The 15761-nt window shown below is 66.8% G+C and carries 12 protein-coding genes; 7 read left to right on the forward strand and 5 right to left on the reverse strand.

Translation table 11 applies throughout. The features are described from left to right. Window positions 1-182 precede the first annotated feature (182 nt). The 6 genes from ACZ42Y_RS02865 (at window position 183) to ACZ42Y_RS02890 (ending at window position 10951) form a co-directional block, all read left to right on the forward strand. Window positions 183-4277, forward strand: a complete 4095-nt coding sequence (locus ACZ42Y_RS02865; RefSeq protein ID WP_464735648.1) for a hypothetical protein — start codon at window positions 183-185, stop codon at window positions 4275-4277. Window positions 4278-4505: 228 nt separating this feature from the next. Next, a complete protein-coding gene (locus tag ACZ42Y_RS02870; protein WP_464735649.1) occupies window positions 4506-5801 on the forward strand; it encodes a carboxypeptidase-like regulatory domain-containing protein in 1296 nt (431 codons plus the stop codon). A 140-nt stretch (window positions 5802-5941) separates the two neighbouring features. Then, complete coding sequence (locus tag ACZ42Y_RS02875; RefSeq protein WP_464735650.1) at window positions 5942-7360, forward strand: acetate--CoA ligase family protein; 1419 nt, start codon at window positions 5942-5944, stop codon at window positions 7358-7360. 62 nt (window positions 7361-7422) lie between these two features. After that, complete coding sequence (locus ACZ42Y_RS02880) at window positions 7423-8505, forward strand: potassium channel family protein (RefSeq protein WP_058371509.1); 1083 nt, start codon at window positions 7423-7425, stop codon at window positions 8503-8505. Between the two features lie 44 nt (window positions 8506-8549). Continuing rightward, window positions 8550-10019: a UbiD family decarboxylase gene (locus ACZ42Y_RS02885; RefSeq protein ID WP_464735651.1), complete on the forward strand. Its 1470-nt coding sequence runs from the start codon at window positions 8550-8552 to the stop codon at window positions 10017-10019. A gap of 8 nt (window positions 10020-10027) precedes the next feature. Continuing rightward, a complete protein-coding gene (locus ACZ42Y_RS02890) occupies window positions 10028-10951 on the forward strand; it encodes a UbiA-like polyprenyltransferase (protein ID WP_464735652.1) in 924 nt (307 codons plus the stop codon). Here the strand turns inward: ACZ42Y_RS02890 and ACZ42Y_RS02895 are convergent. Together ACZ42Y_RS02895 and ACZ42Y_RS02900 are read right to left on the reverse strand one after the other, a co-directional pair. Further along, on the reverse strand, window positions 10883-11221 hold the full coding sequence (locus ACZ42Y_RS02895) for a MarR family transcriptional regulator (RefSeq protein WP_058371506.1): 339 nt from the start codon (window positions 11219-11221) through the stop codon (window positions 10883-10885). The genes ACZ42Y_RS02890 and ACZ42Y_RS02895 overlap by 69 nt on opposite strands. Beyond that, complete coding sequence (locus ACZ42Y_RS02900; RefSeq protein ID WP_464735653.1) at window positions 11214-11666, reverse strand: hypothetical protein; 453 nt, start codon at window positions 11664-11666, stop codon at window positions 11214-11216. Before ACZ42Y_RS02900 ends, ACZ42Y_RS02895 begins: the two co-directional genes overlap by 8 nt. A gap of 250 nt (window positions 11667-11916) precedes the next feature. Between ACZ42Y_RS02900 and ACZ42Y_RS02905 the strand changes: the two genes are divergently transcribed. Then, window positions 11917-12549 carry a phosphate signaling complex PhoU family protein gene (locus ACZ42Y_RS02905; protein WP_464735654.1) on the forward strand — a complete coding sequence of 211 codons (633 nt, stop codon included), beginning with the start codon at window positions 11917-11919 and terminating at the stop codon, window positions 12547-12549. 103 nt (window positions 12550-12652) lie between these two features. On the opposite strand, the gene ACZ42Y_RS02910 is transcribed toward ACZ42Y_RS02905, so the two are convergent. The 3 genes from ACZ42Y_RS02910 to ACZ42Y_RS02920 form a co-directional block, all read right to left on the reverse strand. Next, window positions 12653-13096, reverse strand: a complete 444-nt coding sequence (locus ACZ42Y_RS02910) for a DUF2153 domain-containing protein (protein WP_058371503.1) — start codon at window positions 13094-13096, stop codon at window positions 12653-12655. A gap of 142 nt (window positions 13097-13238) precedes the next feature. Continuing rightward, complete coding sequence (gene lysS, locus ACZ42Y_RS02915) at window positions 13239-14699, reverse strand: homocitrate synthase (RefSeq protein ID WP_464735777.1); 1461 nt, start codon at window positions 14697-14699, stop codon at window positions 13239-13241. Between the two features lie 196 nt (window positions 14700-14895). Beyond that, window positions 14896-15732: a menaquinone biosynthesis family protein gene (locus ACZ42Y_RS02920; RefSeq protein ID WP_464735655.1), complete on the reverse strand. Its 837-nt coding sequence runs from the start codon at window positions 15730-15732 to the stop codon at window positions 14896-14898. Between the last annotated feature and the right edge of the window lie 29 nt (window positions 15733-15761).

Here is a 15761-nt window from a genome sequence, read left to right on the forward strand (position 1 = left end):
GGCTCCGTCGGCCCAGGTGCACGCACCCGCGGGGCCCGCTGGGCCCCTCCTTAAACCCTGGGGCCCCGTAGCACACAGGTGTATACCAGTGTATACACCTGCAGCCATACACCCCAAAAACCCGCACCCACTACCAGACGCGACGGCGCTAGGAAGAGGTGCGCCCATAGAGGGGCAAGACCATGAACACGCGCATAGCCTCCCTCATAGCCATGGCCCTGATACTAGCCCCCATACTGTCCCCGCTAGCAGCGACCAAGGCGGCAGCCCAGAGCTTCACAGTCGAGGTCGTGCCAGCGCCATACCTCAACTACAACATACTGTTAATCAAGGTGGAGGGCGTCCCCAGCGACCACCCGCTAGCAGTATCGGTCACACCCTACGACGCTAACGGCAACGCGCTCGCAAGGGAGCCCTACCTCCTCCTAGCAGGCTACGCCGGCGGCAACGAGTGGCACGTATTCATAGCCCTCAACAAGACCTTCGAGAAAGGGGTCTTCCCCTGGAACTACACCAACACTAGCAGCACCACCATAGGCACGGCCTCGAAGATATACAAGATGAGCGAGCTGGGCATAAACATCTACACCGCTGGCAGCCTGGCAGACGCCCTCTCCAGGGTCAGCCCCGTGATAGCTCTAGAGGGTAAGGCCGTACAGAACATAACAAACATGCAGGATACCAACGGCAACAAATACAACTTCACATCGGCCAACATAACTAGCGCCTGGCCGATAGTCAACGCCCTCAGCCCAAGCGCTAACACTGCCTACATAGAGGTCAAGATAGAGGCCGGCGACCTGGGCAGCCAGACAGTGAGGATAAACATAGGGCCTAGCAAGGCCAGGCTGCTAACCCAGGGGTACCTATACACGGCCCCCGAGAAGGTAGTAGAGTTCAGTGTAGACGACCCAACACTGCTGGCCAACCCCACAGCCGCCAACACGCTAACCTACGTGAATTCCAACGCTAACAAGGTTCTCACCAGCAATACCAGTGTCCAGGTATTCAACCTAACCAGCGACGGCACCCCTGCTATGAAGGCAGCCGCCCTCGAGGCCGGCGCGAGCAATCTGAAGAATATCGGCATAAATGTTGGCTACAACACTACCGGCAACAACGAGCTAGAGATATCGGCCACCCAGGTGCCAGAGAACGCCACGATATTCGTGGAGCTCCTCGCGAAGGCAGCTCATAGCAGCGGTAGCGAGAATCTAGCATTCTACGCTGTACTGACCAGCAGTACTCCGAGACAGGCGTTCAACTGGACCAGCAATGCACCCGACAACATAACTATAACTCGTGTACGGGTAACCATAGTGCCCGCAAACGTGTCGACCAACATCAACGGCTTCACAGGCAGCGGGACCGGGCTATACAACTACACGGTAGGAAACACCAGCGTCTCAATAAACATGACCTACACGCCGGAGCAGTACACGTTCATACCAGAGGTCTACCAGGAGGGTAGCGCGCTGACGTTCAAGCTCTACATGCCCGGCAGGGGCGATGTGCCCAGCTACGAGTTCATAGCCGGCACCTACGCTGTGAACGACGCCCCGGTATCGATAACCTTCACCGAGGGCAGCGGGGCCGGCAGCGGCAGCTTTGAGGTGGACGCGTTCATAAAGCTGCAGACCGGCGCGCTCAGCATACCCAGCAGCGTGAAGCCCGGTGAGGCCTTCACGATAACCCTCACCGACATCGACGCCTACAGCCCGAGCGTTGACGTGACGCTGGTGGGCAAGGACGGCAACAATATCGCTACCGCGACTGTGCCGCTCGGGCCCACGGGCACCGCCGGCGAGTTCACGGCATCCCTCAAGGTGATGCTGCCCAGCAGCAGTGGGAACGCCGGCATAGATACCTCTAACGGCGTGATCTACGTGAACAGCAGTGTGGCGAAGATAGTGGTGACCTACCACGACAAGTACTCGGTGCAGGGCACCCCCGTAGACAGGAGTAAGACGGCTGCGCTGGAGTTCTACCCGACCACTGTGAGCCTGCCCAGCACCGCTGGCCCGCTCCAGGCAGTAACAATGAAGGTGATCAGCGGCAACCTCAACCTCAACCCCAGCGCTAACGAGACCCTCTACATGGAGATAGCTGGCGACCACGCGGTGCTGCACTACGGCAGCCCCAACGGCATAACGGTAGCAGAGATATACGTGAAGAAGAATGGCAACACGCTAAACAGCACTGAGCTGAACAGGGTGTTCGTGATCAAGACGTTCTACGAGACCGGCGCCGACACCGGCACCTACAAGATACCGCTCTACCTGCGCAACCTAGACCTAAAGAACAACGACAAGATAGAGGTGGACTTCAAGGACACGCTAAACAGCAGGTGGTACAACAGCACCATAGCCATACAAGCTATAGAGGGCAAGGTCAAGGTCTACGCGGTGGCTAACGGCCAGGAGATAGCCATAAGCAAGATACCGATAGCGGCCGCCAAAGGCGCAAACGTGAGCATAACTTACACAGTAGAGGTTAAGGACAGCGACGCTAACACCGACCCAGCAAAGGTTGAGAACGTTACACTCTACTTCTACTTCCTGAAGTACGGGCAGACGAGCCCGGAGAACATACAGGAGGTAAAGCTGCGGGAGACCGACATAGACACCGGTGTCTTCAAGGGCACGCTAAGCATAACCTTCTACAGCAATGGCAGCGTTGAGATAACCCTCGGCGGTAAGAGCATAACGCTGCAGCTGAGCGACCTGCCCTACGGCAAGCTAGTGATAATGTACAACGATACAAGCGTGGACAAGAACGTGACCGTAGAGCTGCCGGTGAAGAACCCGAGCACCGCCGAGCTGACGCTCCAGCCCACGGTGGCTGATAAGCTGAGCGACAACGTGACGATAACGCTCTACGAGCCCGACCTAGACACTATACCCGGCGCCGGCAACGACAAGCTGCCGAGCGATCTAACCTTCGGCGTGAGCTTCCAGGGCTGCACCGTGGCAACCGCCAGCATAACTGTGGCCGACCTGGAGAACGCCGCCGGGGCCAGCTTCAATGAGGTGGCTGAGGGCAAGTTCCAGCTAACCATGCCCGCCCAGGAGCTGCTAAGGCTGATAGCAAGCAAGCTGAACGTGGAGTACAGCAGCCTCATAGGCAAGGCAATAACCCTGAGCTACACCGACCCGGTCAGCGCTGGCAGCATATCCGGCAAGGTGTACACCGCGACCACTAGCGGCAGCTTCATGGTGCGCAGCCACACCGCGGAGCTGACGGTGACGCCGGAGAAGGTCAGCCCGTTCGGCACGGTGAAGATAGTGATCTACGACCCAGACCTCATAGGCATGAATGCGAGCTACGTACGGGGCTACCTGGCGGTATCCAGCGGTAAGACCAGCGATCTAAAGCCCTACCTGAGCACCGTGTACCCAGAGACCGGCGGCAGCGAGAACGGCACCTTCGTGTTCACGCTGAGCCTCAACGACAGCCTGGTCAACCCTGTAGACACAGTGATAGTGTCCTACACCGACCTAGTCGATGCTAACGGCCAGCAGAAGGTGATAACCAAGACTGTCAGCGTGGTCTCCGAGAACGGTACTATAGAGTTCACGCCGGAGCAGCCGGCTCCCGACAGCATGCTAACTATAGTAGTGAAGGACTTCGACGCCAACAGGGACCCGAACGCTATCGACACGGTTAACGTGACCGTGTACAGCAGCGCCATCAACGTGAGGAAGACCATAACCCTGATCGAGACTGGGCCCAACACCGGCGTGTTCACGTACACGGTGAGGCTGAGCAGCAGCCCTGCCGAGATAAGTGCCCCGAACACCATCTACGCGCCCGCCGGCAGCACTGTGTACGTGGTGTACCATGACGAGTACGGCTCCAACGGCAAGCCGGTGGACATAGTCAACAGCACCAAGGTTGCCGCGCCCACGCCGAAGGTGAGATACCCGCTGATACCCTACCCGGAGAAGGCTGTGCTGAAGGACGCCGCCACGCTGGAGAACATAAGCGTGGTGAAGCCTGGCAAGCAGGCGGTGATAGTGATACCTGTGGAGAACATCGCCGACTACGACGTGACGACCTACGTGATAGCGGTGGTGTACAAGGACGGTGCGCCGGTGGCCTACAACTACGCGATCAACAAGGTGCCGGCCAAGAGCGTGGTCGATGTGCCTGCGACGCTGCCGGTGCTGACGGAGCCCGGCACCTACACGGTGAAGATACTGTTCTGGAAGGACCTGGTGAGCATGCAGCCGCTCAGCAAGAGCGCTGTAGAGCTGACTATAACGGTTGGCCGGTAGCGCTGGCTGCAGAAGAAGGGCATGGGGGCTCGGAGAGTCTTGCCCCGAGCGCTTTTTCACATGGCCTCTACCCACTCTGGGGTTCTCCCTGTTTTTAGCCCCGGAGCGTCTACCGGCCCCAACGGGGCTCTAGATGAATGCTCTTGCGCGACGGGGGTAAACCCCTATATATTTGGGCTCTCTGTGTGCATGTAGGGTGTGAAGGGGAAGGCGAGCGGGTGAACCAGGATGAGGAGTAGGGCTGCTAAGAGGCTCGCGGGGCTAGCCGCTGCAGCGCTTGTCCTCCTAGCGGTGTCCCAGTCGATAGTGGCGCTGGCGGCGCTTAGCGTCTCGCTCAACAAGGCCAGCTTCATCCCCGGCGACACGCTCGTGGTCAGCGGCACAGCCGACCCCAACGCGGTCATAGCAATAAAGATTGTGGACCCGAACGGCGCGGTCAAGGTGGCGGACCAGGTAAGCGCTGGCGGCGACGGCAGCTTCACCTGGAGCATCAGGCTGCCCGGCGACTGGCCGACCGGCACCTACCAGGTGGTGGTCAGGAACGCTGACACCGGGGAGCAGCAGACGCTGACCTTCACCCTGCAGAGCGGGGGCGAGATAACCGGCAGGGTGGTGGACGAGAACGGCAGCCCGGTGGCGGGCGCGGAGGTGTACGTCTGCAGCGGCAACCAGACCGTCGCCGAGGCCGCCACGGGCGGCGACGGCAGCTTCACGGTGTTCGTGAACCCTGGTACCTACTGCGTGAAGGTTGAGAAGAGCGGCTACACCACCGCCACTGTCACCAATGTCAGCGTTGGGCGCGGCGAGCGCGTGAGCCTCGGCACGCTGCAGATACGGAGCCTGGAGAGCGTGGTGCGGGGCCTGGAGGCACAGGTGGCTGAGCTGAACAGCAAGCTGGCCCAGGTGAACGCCAGCCTCAACGAGCTGATGGCTACACTGGAGCAGCTCAACGCCAGCGTGGCGGCGGCGGCCACCAAGGAGTATGTGGACCAGCAGCTACAGCAGCTGAGCCAGCTGCTGCAGAGCCTCGCCGAGCAGGTTAAGACCCTGCAGAGCCAGCTGGACACCAAGGCCGGCAAGGCTGACCTCGAGAAGCTGGCCGCGGAGCTGAGCGACCTAAACGACAAGCTTGGCAGCCTCGCCGACCAGCTGAGCTCCCTCCAGGGCCAGGTCGCCGGCAAGGCCGACCAGGCCGCGGTGAACCAGCTGGCCGCGAAGCTCGGCGACCTGAGCGACAAGCTGGACAACCTGAGCAGCCGCGTCGCCACGCTGGAGAAGAGGGTGGACACCCTGGAGGCCGCCACCCAGAGCATCGGGCAGCTGCAGAGCGCCATAGGCCAGCTGAAGAGCAGCATCGACAGCTTCCGCGCCACCGCGGCTAGCCTGCAGAGCCAGGTGAGCAGCGCCAGCAGCAAGGCCAGCAGCGCCTCCAGGCTCGCCCTGGTCGGCGTCGCGGCTGGCCTGATAGGCCTCATAATAGCGATCGTGGCGGTGGTGCTGGTTTACAGGAAGATAGCCGGCTGAAGCCCCCGGGGCCCCCGGGGAGCCCTAAGGGCCCACGAGTTTTTCCCCCATCGCTCTACGCGCCTCCTACACCCCTCTCTCCCCGGCGCGCCGTTTTCAGCCCCCCGGGGCGCGGCTCTGGGCGGGGGCGTGGCCGCATCTTGAGGCCTAGGCCGCCGGCCGGCAGCGGCGTGGACGTCTTCTTCCATCCCCGCGGGGTCGCGGTGGTGGGCGCCTCCAGGCACCCGGGGAAGGTCGGGCACACGGTGCTCCTCAACCTGAAGAGGTGGTTCCGGGGCCCGGTGTACCCGGTGAACCCTCACGCCCGCGAGATCCTCGGGCTCCCCGCCTACCCTAGCCTGCTCGAGGTCCCGGACCCCGTGGACCTGGCTGTGGTGGCGGTCCCCGCGCCCCTGGTGCCGAGGGTTGTGGACGAGGCGGGCCGCCGGGGGCTGCGGGGGGTCATAGTGCTGAGCGCCGGGTTCCGGGAGGTGGGGCCCCGGGGGGCGGCGCTGGAGGAGAGGCTTGTGGAGGCCGCGCGGCGCCACGGGCTCCGGGTGCTGGGGCCGAACTGCATCGGGGTCTACTCGCCCTCCACCGGGGTGAACGCGACGTTCTTCGTGCCGGGGAGGCAGGGGCTGCCGGGCCCGGGGCCGGTAGCCTTCGTGAGCCAGAGCGGGGCGCTGGGCGCGGCGGTGCTGGACTGGGCCGAGGCCCGGGGGGTGGGGATCAGCAGGTTCGCGAGCCTCGGGAACAAGGCCGACGTGGACGAGGCGGATCTCCTCTCCTACCTCCGCGGGGACCCGGAGACGAGGAGCATCGCCCTCTACGTGGAGGGGGTTGACGACGGGCCCCGGTTCCGCGGGGCGCTGGAGGAGACCACCCCGGTTAAGCCGGTGGTGGTGCTGAAGGCGGGGAGGAGCGGCGCCGGCGCCCGGGCGGCGGCGAGCCACACGGGTAGCCTGGCCCAGAGCTACGAGCTCTACGCCGCCCTCTTCAGGCAGACCGGGGTGGTCCCGGCCTCCAGCACCGAGGAGCTCTTCGACCTCGCGGTGGCCCTGGCCCTCCAGCCCCCCATGAGGGGCGACCGGGTGGCGGTGGTCACCGTGGGCGGGGGCAGCGGGGTGGTGGCAAGCGACTGGCTGAGCAGCCTGGGCCTCGAGGTACCCGAGCTCAGCCCGGAGACCCAGGCCAGGCTCCGCCGCGTCCTCCTCCCCCTCGCGAGCACCAGGAACCCGGTGGACGTCACGGGCTCCGCCACCGACGAGCACCTGGCGGAGGCGCTCCACGTGGTCCTGGAGAGCGGGGAGGCGGACGGGATCCTCCTCATACCCTACTTCAACGTCCCCGGGATAACCGGGGAGCTGCCCGAGAAGCTGGCCCCCGTCCTCAGGAGGGCCCGGGAGGAGGGGGTCCCCGTGGTGGCCTCGGTGACCGGCGGCGCCAGGGCCTGGGGGCTGGCGAGGAGGCTGGAGGAGCTGGCCGGGGTCCCCGTCTACCCCGGCGAGGCGCGGGCCGCCAGGGCGCTCTGGGGCCTCCGCCTCTACGCCCGCTGGCTCGAGAAGACCGGGGGCCTCTAGCCCCGCAGCGGCTATGAGGGGGCCCCGGGGGGCCTGGGCCCCGGGGGAAGGGTGCCGGAGAGGTGGTGCTGGCGGCGGCCGTCGAGGCTCTCCGGCGGCTCCTGGCGAGGCTCGCCAGGAGGCTGCGCAGCAACATAATATTCGACGTGGCGCTCATAGCGATGCTGGTCTGGCTCGCCTCCGGCATCTCCTTCTCCCTGGTGGAGGGCCTGGGGCTCCAGGAGGGCCTCTACTGGGCCCTCGAGACCATGACCACGGTGGGCTACGGCGACATAGTCCCCCGCACCCCCGCCGGCAGGCTCATAGCAATGCTCACCATAGTGGCGGGGATAGCGGTCTACACCGCCCTGGTATCGATAGCCGCCGGCAACATAGTGGAGGCTGCCGAGAGGAGGAGGCAGGGCTACATAAGGTACAGGGGCGCCCGGCACGTGGTAGTCATAGGCTGGACCCCGGCCAGCGAGGCAGCGGTGAGGGAGCTGCGCAGCCGCGGCTACAGCGGCGACATAGTGCTCGTCACCGAGAAGCCCGCCGCGGTGGCGAAGGAGATAGACATAGAGGGCCTCACCCTGGTCCGCGGCGACCCCACCCGCCGCGAAACCCTGCTGCGGGCCAGCGTCCACCGGGCAGGCATGGTGGTGGTCAGCACCAACGACGACGCCAAGACGGTGCTGGTGGTGCTGGCGGTACGCGGCCTCAACCACTCCGCGAGGATAGTGGCGGAGGCCCTCCACCCCGAGAACGTGGAGCTACTCCACAAGGCCGGGGCCGACATAGTGGTGCCGACCCGCGACCTCGGCGGCAGGATGCTGGCGGCGAGCCTCCTCGAGCCCGGCGCGGCCATGTTCGTGGAGAACATATCCAGGATAGAGGAGGGCCTCATAGAGATCCACGAGATCCCCGCTGCGCCCTACGCGGGCAAGCGCTACATCGACGTGCTGCTCGAGCTGCGCCGCCACGGCATGACCCCGGTGGCGATCCGCCGCCGCGGCCGCCTCATAACCAACCCGGCCGACGACACCCTGCTGGAGAGCGACGACGTCCTCGTAGTAGTGGTCCCTACCCCGGCCGCCGGGGAGGCCGCCCCCCAGGGGGAGGCGGCGCCCAGCGGGGGCGGCGGGGCAGGCGGGGCCGGGGGCAGCTAGAACAGCCTCCAGGGAGGGGAGCCCCCCGGGGGGTGCACGCAGGGGTGCCGGCCGCGAGGGACCTCCGGGAGCTGCTCGCCCTGCTGGAGGAGAGGGGCCAGCTCCGCAGGGTGCGGGCCGAGCTGAGCCCGGTGCTCGAGATACCCGAGGTGCTCCGCCGCGTCATGAGGCGCCGGGGCCCCGCCCTCCTCTTCGAGAGGGTCCGGGGCTACCCGGGCTGGAGGGTGGCGGGCAACCTCTTCGGCACGCTCGAGAGGATAAAGCTCGCGCTGGGCGCAGAGAGGCTCGAGGAGATAGGGGAGAGGCTCACCAGGGCCCTGGCGGGCCCCCCGCCCATGGGGCTCCTGGAGAAGCTCCGGGGCCTCCGGGAGGCCCTCGACCTCGCCCGCTACGCCCCCAGGCAGGCCCGCAGGGCGGCCTTCGAGGACACGGTGCTGGAGGGCGGGGAGGCGAGCCTGGAGAGGATACCGGCCTTCAAGACCTGGCCCCGGGACGGGGGCCGCTACATAACCTTCGGCCAGGTGTACACCGTGGACCCCGCCACCGGGGTCACCAACATAGGCGTCTACCGCGTCATGGTGAGGGGGCCGAGGGAGGCAGTGGTCCACTGGCAGCTCCACAAGAGGGGCCAGCAGGCCTACCGGGAGGCCGGGGAGAGGGCCTGGGAGAGGCTCCCAGTAGCGGTGGTCGTGGGCTCCGACCCGGCGACGATGCTGGCCGGGGTGATGCCGGTCCCCTACCCGCTGGACAAGCTCCTCTTCGCCGGCGTGATGGCGGGCCGGGGGGTGGAGGTGTACCGGCTCCCCTCCGGGGTGCCGGTCCCTGCCAGCGCTGAGCTGGTGATAGAGGGCTACGTGGAGCCCGGCCGCGAGGCCCCCGAGGGCCCCTTCGGCGACCACTGGGGCTACTACGATAGGCCGGCCCGCCGCTTCCCCGTCCTCACCGTCGAGAGGATCTGGCTCCGCCGCGGCCCCGTCTACGTCGGCACGGTGGTCGGGAAGCCCCCGATGGAGGACGCCGCTATAGGCAAGGCTGTGGAGAGGATCTTCCTCCCCATCGTGAGGCTCCTCCTCCCCGAGGTGGTTGACATGAACCTGCCGGAGCACGGGGTGTTCCAGGGCATAGGGATAGTCTCGATAAGGAAGCGCTACCCCGGCCAAGCGAAGAAGGTAATGATGGCCCTCTGGGGCCTGGGCCAGATGGCGCTGACAAAGATACTCATAGTGGTCGACCACGACGTGGACGTGCACGACCTGAACCAGGTGCTCTGGGCCGTAGCCGCCCACGTGGACCCGCAGCGCGACGTGGTGGTGGTGCCGGGCACCCACACCGACGAGCTGGACCCCGCGGCCCCCTACCCCGGCTACGGGAGCAAGCTCGGCATAGACGCTACCAGGAAGCTGCCGGAGGAGAACAACGGGAGGCCATGGCCGGAGGAGGTGGAGCCCGACCCCGAGACCGCCAGGAAGATAGACCGGATATGGAGCAGCCTAGGCATAGACGCGGGGGGCTGACATGCCCATTGGCCAGGGCCGCCTGGGACCCGGGGAGGCTCTCCCGCCGCTCCCGGCTCCACGCGCTCATGAGGCTCGTGAGGATAGAGCACACCCTCTTCAGCCTCCCCTTCGCCTACGCCGGGGCTGTGCTGGCCTGCCCCCGCTGCCTGGGGCCCAGGGAGGCCGCGCTCATAGCCCTCGCCGTGCTGGGGCTCCGCACCGCGGCCATGGCGTACAACAACATAGCCGACCTGGACATCGACAGGCTGAACCCGAGGACGAGGAGCAGGCCCCTGGTGGCCGGGGCCGTGGGGCTCCGGGACGCCTGGGCGCTGGTGGCGGCGGGCTCCCTCCTCTACTACGCCTCAGCCGCCCTGCTGAACCGCTACGCGCTCCTCCTCTCCCCCCTGCTCTGGCTGGCGGCAATTACCTACCCGCACGCTAAGAGGCTCCACTGGCTCCCCCACCTCCACCTGGGCCTCGTGCTGGGCTCCGTGGTCTTCGGCGGCGCGGTGGCCGCCTACGGGGGCCGCGCCCGGGGCGCCTGGGACCTGCTCCACCACGTGCCGTGGCTCTACGTGGCGGCGGTGACGCTCTGGGTCGCGGGCTTCGACACGTACTACGCCATAATGGACATGGAGTTCGACAGGAGCATGGGGCTCGGCAGCATACCCGCCCGGCTAGGCCCCCGGGGCGCCCTATGGGCCTCCAGGCTGATGCACGCCGCCTCAGCGGTCCTCATGCTGGCCTCGGTGCCGGCCTACGGGCTGGGGCCGGCAGCGGCGGCCGGCCTGGCGGCGGCGGCGCTGCTCCTGGCCTACCAGCACCTCCTCCTAGCCCGCCGGGGCCTCGAGGCGGTGCCCCGCGCCTTCAACACCAACCTAGCCCTGGGCCTCGCCGCCGGCCTGGGGGTGCTCGCCGACAGGCTGCTGGCGCTTGCAGGCCTCTAGCGCCCCGCGCCTCACCCGGTAGAGCCTGACCCTGGCCCCGCCTCGAGGGACCCCGCACACCCTCGCCAGGGGGCAGCGGCTGCAGGGGCACGCGGCCGCCGCGGACCCGGCTCTCTCGACGACCCCGGAGGCCTCGAGGAGCGCCAGTATAGCCTCAACCCTGCCCCTCGGCAGCCCCGTGACCGCCGCCAGGTACTCGGGCGCCGCGGCCCCGGTCCTGGCGAGCGCCTCCAGCACCCGGCAGACCTCGCCTCCCCGGGGCTCAGCCACCAGAGCCGCCCCCGCCGAGCGCCTCGAGGGGCGGAGACCCCGTGTAGCGGAGCCGGAGCCCCCTAAGCCTCTCCATGGCCTTCTCGACGAAGCCGTCCAGCTCCCCGGGGTCCACGCCCCGCTCCCGGGCCAGCCGCTTCACCTCCCTCTCCACCAGCGCGTACCGCTTCAGCCTCTCGTTGAGCCTCCTCCACGGCACCCCGCGCAGCGCCTCCGCAAGCCTCTCGTCGAGGGGGAGCAGGCCCTCCAGCATCAGCGCGGCTATTATGGGGTAGCCCACGTAGCCGCGGAGCCTGGTGCCGTTGTCGTCGCTGTAGGCCAGGCCCCTGCCGGGGTCCACGTAGACCCGGTAGCTCCGGTCCCCCTCGCTGCTGGTAACCCTGTAGACCCCAGGGCCGAGCCTCTCGACCCTCCCGTCGGCTATCGCGCCGAGGGCCTCGAGCACCTTGATCCTCGGGGGCGCGCGTAGAACTCTTGCGTGGCCGGCCGTGGCTGCTCAGCCTCCCCGGGGAGACCCTCCCCGGGGAGGCTATGAGGCTGGCGTCGTGCCTCTCGGGGATTCGCCACGATCCAGCATCAATGACGTGATTTATACACCTTCAAGCCCCGGTGGGAAACTTATGTAAAGGCCTCCAGGGCCCAGGTTCGGGGAAGAGAGCGGAGCAGGAGGACAACCCGGCGGGAGGGTGGCAGGGTTGACGCGCCCCATAGAGCTGGCGCTCTCCGAGATAGGCGAGCTGCTCGACCGGCTATTCGACACCGCGCTTGCATCCCTAGACACCGCTATGAAGCTGGTCTCCGGCGAGGAGAGCGACGCGGGGAAGGTGGAGAGCTACAGCAGGGAGGCTTCACGCCTCCGCCAGGAGGTTATTGAGAAGACCGTGGAGGCGCTGGCGCGCTTCCAGCCGGTGGCGAGCGACCTGCGCCGCCTCACAGCCTACATGGAGGCGTCCTACGACCTCTTCCGGGTCTCCCGGTATGCGCTCGAGATAGCCCGGCTCTACGGGAGGCTCCCCCGCAACTGCCAGGAGGTCGCCCACGAGGCCCCGGGGCTCCGCGGCAAGGTGGAGGAGATGCTCTCCACCGCCTACGTGGCGCTGCAGGCCGAGGACCCGGAGAAGGCCCGCTCCGTGATCCTCCTCGACGAGGAGGTAGACAGGGCGTACGTGGAGGCCCTCGACCGGCTCGCGGCGAGCGAGCAGCTCCCCCGCTGCGAGGTCGCCAGGGTGCTCCTCCTACGCCACCTCGAGAGGATAGCGGACCACGCCGTCTACATAGCCTCGGCGGCCCACTACGTGGCCACCGGGGAGAGGCTGGAGCCCTCCTAGAGGCCCCGTGGGGCGCTCTCCGGGAGGGCTGCCGGGGAGAAGAACCCTGAGGGGCTGGGGGGCGGGCGGCGCCCCGCGGAGCCGCAGCAGCCTACACCATCCCTTATATCATCATTGTCGGTGGACGCCTGCCGCCCATCTCCTCCTCCTCGCCCACCTGCTTAACCGTGGCCACCAGCGGGTTCAGCTTGCCCTCCCGCGCCAGCTCCTCCAGCAGGTTCCTCACGTCGCTGGTGTGCTTGATGTCTATCTCCAGCAGCTGCTGCAGCACGTTGTACATAACCTTCCACACCTCCAGCAGCATCTCCCTGGGCACATGGGCTATTATAATGGGGTCCTGGAGCCAGTTGTCGAAAGCCTTGATGGTCCTCATCATGTGCTGGAACGCCGCCCTGGTAGCCACTATTATGTCGAGCCTGTCCCCCTCCTCAACCCTCCCAGCGGTCTCCCTGAATGTGTCCAGCAGCTTCCTCTGCATCTTCACCCACTCGTCCAGCTGCTTGAGGAACGCGTAGTCTACCACACGTATCTCACCAGGCCTGCTCATACGTGGACACCTCTCTTTTAGTATTAGGCTGCGGCGCCCCCTTTAGAAGGACACTGCCGTGCATGTAGCCGCTACATTCTCCGGGAGAGGATGGAGGCACCATGCAGGGCGTTTCATAAACCCTTCCACGGGCCCCCAGGGGCTAGCCCCGGCCGGCGGCCTGGGGCCGCGCGCCGTCGCTGAGGGGGATGCGGCGGAGGACCAGCATTGTGTAGGTCTCCCGGACGCCCCGGGTCCCTCTTATAGCCTCCACCACCTGGTTTAGCTCCACCGGGCTCCGGGCGCGGACCCGCAGGAGGATGTCGTTCTCCCCCGTCACCTCTGCCACCTCCTCCACGCCGGGGATCACGCTCAGCCTCCTAGCCACGCTGGTCGTGTACACGTTTGCCTCGCACTTCACGGTGACGAGCGCCTCTATCTCCTCCGGGGGCCTGGGCCTCAGGGCGCGGCCAGTCACCTCCTCGGCTATCTCCAGCAGGTCCTCGTCGCGGAGCCGCCTGGCGCCGCTCCTCCTCTTAACCTCCTGGAGGATCTTCTGCAGCTCCTCCTCGGAGACCCGCACACCCAGCCTCTCCAGCCTGGCCTGGAGCCCGCGGCGGCCGGTGTACTTGTCTATCGTGTAGTCCCTCGTCCTCCCCAGCCACTCGGGCGGGTAGGGCTCATAGGTCTCGGGGTTCCGCAGCACCCCGGCCACGTGGACGCCCGCCTTGTGGATGAACGCGTTCTCCCCCACCACCGGCGCGTTGGGGGGCACCGGGACGCCGCTGTAGCGCTCCACGAGCCTGGAGAGCTGGGGGATGAGCTTGGGGTCCACCACCTCGACCCCGTAGTGGCGCTTCAGCGCCACCGCGACCTGCTCGAGCGGGGCTATCCCAGCCCTCTCCCCCAGCCCGTTGACCGTCACGTGGATGATCGTGGCTCCCCCCTCCGCTGCCGCCAGGCTGTTGGCAACCGCTAGGCCCAGGTCGTTGTGGGCGTGGACATCGTACTCCACCCCCGGCACGTCGCGGCGGAGGCTCTCGAACAGCCTCCTCATAGCGTAGGGCGTGGCTATGCCCACTGTGTCGGCTATGGACACCCTGTCCGCTCCAGCGTCCCTAGCAGCCCTCACAGCCTCCACGAGGAAGCCGTAGTCAGCCCTGGTGGCGTCCTCAGCCGTGAACCTCACCTTCACGCCGTGCTCCCTGGCGTACTCCACCATCTCGCCTATAATGGAGAGGGCCTCCTCCCTGCTCACCCGGTGCTTGTAGCGGAGATGGATGTCGCTCACCCCGTAGAATATCGCCACCCTGTCCGGCTCCAGCGAGGCAGCCTCCTCTATGTCGCTCCGCGCCGCCCTGCTGTGGGCCACTATCTCGGCCCTGCGTATAATCCCCTCCCTCTTCAGCCCTATGATCCTCCGCACCGCCTCCCTGACATCGGGCGCGACGCTGGGGTGGCCGGCCTCAATCATAGCGACACCTGCCTGGTCGAGGAGCCTGGCTATCTCCAGCTTCTGCTCCACAGTGAAGCTCACGCCCGGCGTCTGCTCGCCCTCCCGGAGCGTGGAGTCCAGCAGCCCCAGCCGGAGGCTGCCGGGCCTCTCCCCGCCGACACCGCCCAGGCAGGATACCCCGGTGCAGCCGCCACCAGCCAACTCTGCACAGCCCCCGGAACCAGGTGCGGACCCATAGACCCGGCAGTAACGGGTTCATGGTGCCGGGGTGAAAGGAGCTACGGAGAAGAGGGGGGCGGAACCCGCACCGAGGGAGGGCCCGGGGCTCCCGGAAAAAGGCCCCCGGAGGACCACGGGGCCGGGGCTACACGAACTCGGGCTCCACAGGCTCAGGTATGAGGCGCTCGTCCCAGGCCATCTCGTAGAGGAGGCGGTGGGCCCTCCTCCCCTCCACGCCCATGTCCAGGGTGCGCTCGTTCACATACATCCGCACGAACCTGTCTATCTGCTCCAGGCTCCCGCTCCTAGCGAAGCCGGCTGCGTACTCCAGGGCCTCCCGGTGGTGGCTCCACGCGTACCTGATGCTCTCCTGCAGCGCCCCCCGCAGCCTCGCTGCCTCCTCCCGGCCAAGCCTCCTGGAGGCCAGGTCCACGCCCAGCGGCATCGGGAGCCCGCGGGCGACGCTGCTCCACCACTCCCAGAGGTCGAGCACCTTGACCAGCCCCATCTCACTGTAGGTCAGCTGGGCCTCGTGTATCAGTAGGCCGGCGTCAGCCTCGCCCCGGAGAACCATGCCGGGGATCCTGTCGAACCTGGCGTAGACCTCCCGGTAGCCGCCGCCCGTGGCGAGCCGCAGGAGGAGCCGGGCGGTGGTGTAGCGGCCTGGCACCGCCACCCTGGCGCCGCGGAGCCCCTGCAGCCTACCCCGGGCGACCAGTATGGGGCCGTAGCCCTCGCCCATGCTCGCCCCCGCGGTCATCAGGTAGTAGCGGTCCGCCAGGTAGGCGTAGGCGTGGGCGCTGGCAGCCGTTACCTCGACCTCCCAGCCCTCCTCCACCAGCCGGCGGTTCAGGGTCTCGATATCCTCCACCAGGTGCTCGACCCGTTCGTAGCCCGGCAGCCGCACCGCCCCCTTGACGATACCGTAGAACATGTAGGCGTCGTCGGGGTCCGGGGTGTGGGCTACACGGAGGACAGCCACAGCGGCGCACGCCCCGCGGGCAGCCCGGG

It is taken from the genome of Pyrodictium brockii, from assembly GCF_055379715.1.